Genomic DNA, 5791 nt, shown 5'->3' on the forward strand with positions numbered 1-5791 from the left:
GTCGCGAAACAGCAGGTGAGGCGCCTCTCCATCAAGGCGCCAAGCATCGATATGGAGGCCGTGACGCTCTCCGGCGGCAACCAGCAGAAGGTCGTGCTCGGCAAATGGCTGTCCATGCAGCCGCGCGTGATGTTCTTCGACGAGCCGACCCGCGGCATCGACGTCGGCGCCAAGGGCGAGATCTACGCGTTGATGCGCGAGCTTGCCGACCAGGGCGTCGCGATCGTGATGATCTCCTCGGACATGGAGGAGGTCATCGGCGTCTCCGACCGCGTGGCGGTCATGCATGAAGGCGGCGTCAGCGGCGTGCTCGAGCGGGAGCAGTTCAGCGAATACAACGTGTTGCGGCTAGCCATGGGCCAGGCGCTGGAAACCGCGGAAGCGGCCGCGCCATGATCAGGAAAGAGCTCGGTCTGGCATTGCTGCTGGTGGTGATCGCCGCCATCACGGGCGCGATCAATCCCGCCTTCCTGTCGCTGGTGAACCTCTTGAACATGGCCAATCTGATCGGCCTCTTCGGCGTGTTCGCGCTCGGCGAGGGGCTCGTGATCATCACCGGCGGCATCGACCTGTCGCTCGGCTCGATGTTTGCGCTGCTCGGCGTCGTGTTCGTGGATCTTCTGACGACCTACCAGGTGCCGTGGCCCCTGGCGCTGCTCGCCGTGCTGCTGGGCGGGCTGGTGCTTGGCGGCATCCAGGGGTTCCTGATCACCCGCCTGAAGATGCAGCCCTTCATCGTGACGCTGTGTGGGTTGCTGATCTATCGCGGCGCCGCCCGCTATTACACGAGCGATTCGACCCGCGGCTTCGGTTACGGCGACGAGGCGGCGACACTGAGCAACATCGCCTCGGGCAATTTGGCGGGAATCCCGAACACCTTCATCCTCCTGATCATCCTTGCGCTGATCCTTGGCGTGCTGCTGCACCGCTCGGTCTACGGGCGCTGGCTTTATGCCGTCGGCAAGAACGAGGAGGCGGCACGCTTCTCGGGCATCAACACCAATATCGTGATCGCAACCGCCTATATCATCAGCGGCGGACTCGCCGGAGTTTCGACGGTCTTGTTCGTGTTCTACACGAACTCGGTGTCGCCGAGCTCCTTCGGAAATTTCTACGAGCTCTACGCGATTGCGGCCGCCGTCCTGGGCGGGTGCAGCTTGCGCGGCGGCGAGGGGTCCATTCTCGGTATCGTGCTGGGCACGGCGCTGCTGCAGGTGTTGCAGAACCTCGTGAACATCCTGGGCATCCCGAATTCGCTGAACTTCGCGGTGATGGGCACGGTCATTCTGATCGGCGTGTTGGCGGATCAGCAATTGCAGGCGCGACGGCGGCGCAAGCTGGCACTGGCCGGCGTCGCCCGCATCGCGCCGAAATCGACATTGGCGGAGCAAGTCCAGGGCGCGTCACCGCGCCCCGCGGATGCATTGCCGGCGAGAACGGTTGATCGGGCATGACAGATCCACGCTCCAGTTGACACAAGGCTGCCTGGTCGGCGGCCGCTGGGGGAGGGAGCGCGTTCCAGGCTCGAGGGCTTTGGGCAGGGGCGTGAGGCGAAACAAGTAAAGCCTGAGACGGCGGGAGGACGAGTAAAATGTTGCGCAGGTTTATGAACACCGCAGGGGTGTGCGGTGTGGGGATTGCTTTCTCATCGCTGTTTTGCGGTGGAGTGTATGCGGCCGACTTTTCGACGAAAGCTGCGCCTGTTCCTTATGCGGCTGACGATTTCTGGACGAGACCGTATCTGTTCGGCGATCTCGGCAGGACCAGGCTGAAGGAGCAGGGCATCGATATCGGCCTGACGCTCGGTAACGAATCGGTCGGCAATGTCTCCGGCGGAAGCAGGAATACCGCGGCCAACGCCGGCCAGTTGTGGTTCGGCGCGAAGCTGGACATGGGAAAACTCGCCGGCATCCCCGGCGGCACCGTCGGTCTCACGCTGGTCGACCGCTTCGGCAAAAATCTGAATACCGAAGCGGACATTCCCGCCCTGCAGCTGACCAACGAAGTGTTCGGCCGCGGCAATATTCTGCGCCTGACGCAGCTCTATTACTCGCAGAAGCTTTTCGATGACCGCCTTGAACTCAAGGGCGGCCGTCTTCCGGTCGGCTCCGACTTCTTCTTCGGCCTGTGCGAGTTCATCAACCTGACCTTCTGCGGCGGTCAGCCCGGCAACATCCAGGGCGGCTACATCTACAATTGGCCGGTGAGCCAGTGGGCCGGTGTCGTCCACTATAAAGATCGCGCCGGAATTCACGGTGTCGGTCGGTGTCTACGATGCCAATCCGGGTTACCTGACGACGTCAGACCCGGGCGTCTACTTCTTGCCCGGCATTCCCGCCTCGAACCCCGCCAGTGGCGTGATGGTGCCGGTGGAGTTGGTCTGGACGCCGAAGGGGCCCTTGACCGGGACCTGGAGACTTGGCGGCTGGTACGACAGCGCCTCGTCCATTGATGGCGGTCTTCCGGGTGTTATCGGCACCATCCCGGGCGTCGGTGGTGTGCCCGATCAAAATATCAGCGATCAACGCGGCCGCTTCGGCGTCTACGAGTCGATCCTGCAGCGGTTGACTGTTGACGGCCCGGGTGCGGTAGGCTGGTACACCTTCCTCAATACCACCGTCGCCGATCACCGGACCTCGTACCAGGATTACCAGATCGCCCTCGGCTTCAGGCATACCGGAACTTTCTCCTGGCGTCCCCAGGACGAAGTCGGCTTCGCGGTCGGCACGACGCACGTGAACACGGCTGCCCTCAGTCCGAACGCCGGCGGCAACGAAGTGCCGCTTGAAGTCTGGTACGGATGGCAGGCGACCGGCTGGCTGAACCTCAAGTTCGACGCTCAGTATGTCATTAATCCCGGTGGGCGCGGCTATAACGCGGCGGGCGTGAAGACCGACAACGCCGTGGTTCTTGGCATGCGCACCGAGGTCCACTTCTGACGGGACGCTCACCCGTCTGATGCGAAAGGTGGGGCATGCCCGTCCCACCGGAGCGCACGCAACGTGTGGCGGCTCCACTCAGCGGAGCCGCCCGGGACTTGGTTATCACCTATCCCTCGTATTGATCCGGTCCCATCGCCCAAGACGCCTGATCGTGACCGAACGCGTAATTGCGGTTGTTGATCGCCGGATTGCGATTGACCATCGGCCGCATGAACATCGGGTGGGTGGCGCTGCGCACCTCGTGCTCGACCGTGAACAGCGGCTTGCCGCTGTCGAGATCGACGATGTCGCAGAAGCGGTACTGGTACTGATTGTCCTCGCGCGAGATCAAATCGCGCGCCAGCAGCTTGCGGTAAGGGCCGGAAAAATCGGTGATGTACATCTGCACATGGTGGCCGTCATAGTCGCCTTGCGGCCGATCGGTCTCGCGAAACAACAGATGCTGGTCGCGGCCGGTCTTCACGGCGGCAACCGTACCGTCGCCGTTCCGTAACTCGGATGGCATGCCCATGATCTCGGGGTAGAAGGCGCAGATGCGAGCGGCCGATCCCACCGGCACGTCGAACTCGACATAGGGAACGCCGAGCGCGACACGGCCGAAGCGCGCGGCGTCGGGCTCGTAGCAGCGCAGGCGGTTGCCCCACGGACAAATCGCCTCGACATGGTCGTTATGCTCGGCGAAGGCGAACGCGGTGCCCTCGAGCTTTTTGGCGACCGACGCCAATCGCGCCAGCAGCGCCTCGCGGCCCGCGATGACGAGTCCGACATGACCGCGCAGCACCTGCGGCCGGCCGCTCGGCAAATGAAACTGGCTCCGTCCGGCGTTGATCCACATGTTGGTGTCGGACACCATCAGATACGGATCGCGGGTGAGCCCGAGACCTGCGACATAGAACAGCGTGGCGAGGCGCTGGTCCGGGACCTGGATGTTGACGTGCTCGAAATGGATCGCGTTGCCGAGATCTTCTTTGGATCGATCGAATTGTTGCGGCATGGACGGGGCTCTGATGGGGGAGGGACAGGTCCATACTAGAGCACAATTTCCGCCAGTCGAAATGATTCGCCGATCACATCTCGAGGGTGGGGCATGGCGTCCATTGCCACCTTGCCGCAAATGCCAATCCCTGTAAGCTGACAAAAAGCACAAAGGAAAGAGATCGATGGGAGGGGTTCTGGCGGGCGTCCGCGTTCTTGATTTCGGGCGCTATATCGCGGGGCCCTATTGCGCGACCTTGCTGGCCGAATTCGGCGCCGAGGTCATTCGCGTGGAGAAGCGCGACGGCAGCGAGGATCGTTTCGTGGCGCCGGTCGGCGAAACTGGCGAAGGCGCGCTGTTTCTTCAAGTCAACCGCAACAAGAAGTGCCTCACGCTCGATCCGATGAAGCCGGAAGGACAGGAGGTGATGCGCCGCCTGATTGCGACCGCGGACGTGGTCGTCGCCAATTTGCCGCCGCAGACCTTGGGCGCGATGAAGCTCGACTACGATTCGCTCAAGGCGATCAAGCCGGACATCATCCTGACGACGGCCACCGCGTTTGGCGGGCCGGGGCCATGGTCCGACCGTGTCGGCTTCGATGGTGTCGGCCAGGTCATGTCGGGCTCGGTGTACATGACGGGCGCCGGCGATCCACCCTACCGGGCCGCGGTCAACTGGGTCGATTTCGGGACCGCGCTACATTGCGCGTTCGGCACGCTCGCCGCACTGATCGAGCGCGGCAAATCCGGGCGCGGGCAGATCGTCGAGGGCGCGTTGCTCGCAACCGCCTTGTCCTTCACCAACGCGACGCTGATCGAGCAGGCCGTCATCAACGTCAATCGCGTGCCGACAGGCAATCTCGGCCAGACCGCGGCGCCTGCCGACATCTACCGCACCAGGGACGGCTGGGTGCTGTGCCAGGTCACGGGGCATCCGCTGTTCAAGCGCTGGGCGAAACTGATGGGCGAGGAGGAGGTCTGGCTGAACGATCCGCGCTTTGCCGACGACATCAGCCGCGGCAACAATGGCCCTGTCATCAGCGAGCGCATGGCGCGCTGGTGCGCCGAGCGCACCACGCAGGAAGCCGTCGACACCCTGGGCAAGGCCATGATTCCGACCGGCCCCGTGCTGAGCCCGCAGCAGGCGCTGGATCATCCGCACGTCCGCGCCGCCGGATTCATGCAGGACGTCGACTATCCAGGTCTGCCGAAGCCCGCACCGGTGGCACGCGCCGCCGTCCGCCTGTCGGAAACGCCCGGCGAAATCGCGATGCGCCCGCCCACGCTCGGCGAGCATACCGATCTTATCCTGACCGAGCTCGGCTACGACAAGGCCGCGATCGCGGCGCTCCGGCAAGGCGGCATCGTCTAGCGGTGAACAACGGCACCTGCACGGCGGCTTGCCGTCGTGATCGCCGCGCTTTGCCGCACGTTGAGCAATTGCTTCAACGCCTGTGCATCGGCCGGCGCCGCGCTCTTCTGGTCGTTGTCGAAATAGACGTAGACGTCGCAGCCCTGCCGCTTCCAGGATTTGATGCGCCGCGCCCATTGCGCCAGCGTGGGTTTCGTATAGTGCCCGTGATAGCGCCCGCTGGGCCCGTGCCCGCGCACATAGACGAAATCCGCCGTGCGCTTCCATGGCGCGGGCGCGTCGTGATGATCGGACAGGCACAGCGAGATGTTCTCGTCGGCCAGCATCCGCAAGATGCGCGGCTGATACCAGCTCGGATGACGGAATTCGAAACTGTAACGCCGCTTCCGCGACAACAGCTTGAAGAAGCCGGCGAGGCGGTCCGCGTCGGCCTCAAATTGCGGCGGGAGCTGGAACAGGATCGGGCCGGCCTTGCCGCCGAGCCGTGAGATGCGATCCTCC

General features: G+C 63.7%; 5 protein-coding genes and 1 pseudogene. 4 read left to right on the plus strand and 2 right to left on the minus strand.

Annotation, left to right across the window (positions count from 1 at the left end):
* From IVB32_RS33350 to IVB32_RS33360, 3 genes and pseudogenes are all read left to right on the plus strand, one after another.
* Window positions 1-396 (plus strand): ATP-binding cassette domain-containing protein (locus IVB32_RS33350; RefSeq protein WP_247412796.1); only part of this gene is annotated, 396 nt, incomplete at its 5' end.
* The gene (locus IVB32_RS33355) at window positions 393-1454 is read left to right on the plus strand and encodes an ABC transporter permease (protein ID WP_247367139.1); all 1062 of its coding nucleotides are present in this window, start codon (window positions 393-395) and stop codon (window positions 1452-1454) included. The genes IVB32_RS33350 and IVB32_RS33355, both read left to right, overlap by 4 nt.
* Window positions 1455-1591: 137 nt before the next feature.
* Window positions 1592-2939: pseudogene (locus IVB32_RS33360) on the plus strand (carbohydrate porin).
* Between the two features lie 109 nt (window positions 2940-3048).
* On the opposite strand, the gene IVB32_RS33365 reads toward IVB32_RS33360, so the two are convergent.
* Window positions 3049-3936 carry a hypothetical protein gene (locus tag IVB32_RS33365; RefSeq protein WP_018458262.1) on the minus strand — a complete coding sequence of 296 codons (888 nt, stop codon included), beginning with the start codon at window positions 3934-3936 and terminating at the stop codon, window positions 3049-3051.
* A 166-nt stretch (window positions 3937-4102) separates the two neighbouring features.
* On the opposite strand from IVB32_RS33365, the gene IVB32_RS33370 reads away from it, so the two are divergent.
* Window positions 4103-5290 carry a CoA transferase gene (locus IVB32_RS33370; RefSeq protein ID WP_018458263.1) on the plus strand — a complete coding sequence of 396 codons (1188 nt, stop codon included), beginning with the start codon at window positions 4103-4105 and terminating at the stop codon, window positions 5288-5290.
* Here the strand turns inward: IVB32_RS33370 and IVB32_RS33375 are convergent.
* A partial coding sequence (locus IVB32_RS33375; protein WP_247412798.1) for a DUF72 domain-containing protein occupies window positions 5287-5791 on the minus strand: 505 nt, incomplete at its 5' end. The two genes, IVB32_RS33370 and IVB32_RS33375, sit on opposite strands and share 4 nt — an antisense overlap.

It is taken from the genome of Bradyrhizobium sp. 23 (genome assembly GCF_023073295.1).
Lineage (GTDB): Bacteria > Pseudomonadota > Alphaproteobacteria > Rhizobiales > Xanthobacteraceae > Bradyrhizobium > Bradyrhizobium canariense_D.

Excerpts from the sequence above, each read along its gene's own strand:
- IVB32_RS33355 (WP_247367139.1), top strand. The coding sequence starts at position 393 with ATGATCAGGAAAGAGCTCGGTCTGGCATTGCTGCTGGTGGTGATCGCC.
- IVB32_RS33365 (WP_018458262.1), bottom strand. The coding sequence starts at position 3,936 with ATGCCGCAACAATTCGATCGATCCAAAGAAGATCTCGGCAACGCGATC.
- IVB32_RS33370 (WP_018458263.1), top strand. The coding sequence starts at position 4,103 with ATGGGAGGGGTTCTGGCGGGCGTCCGCGTTCTTGATTTCGGGCGCTAT.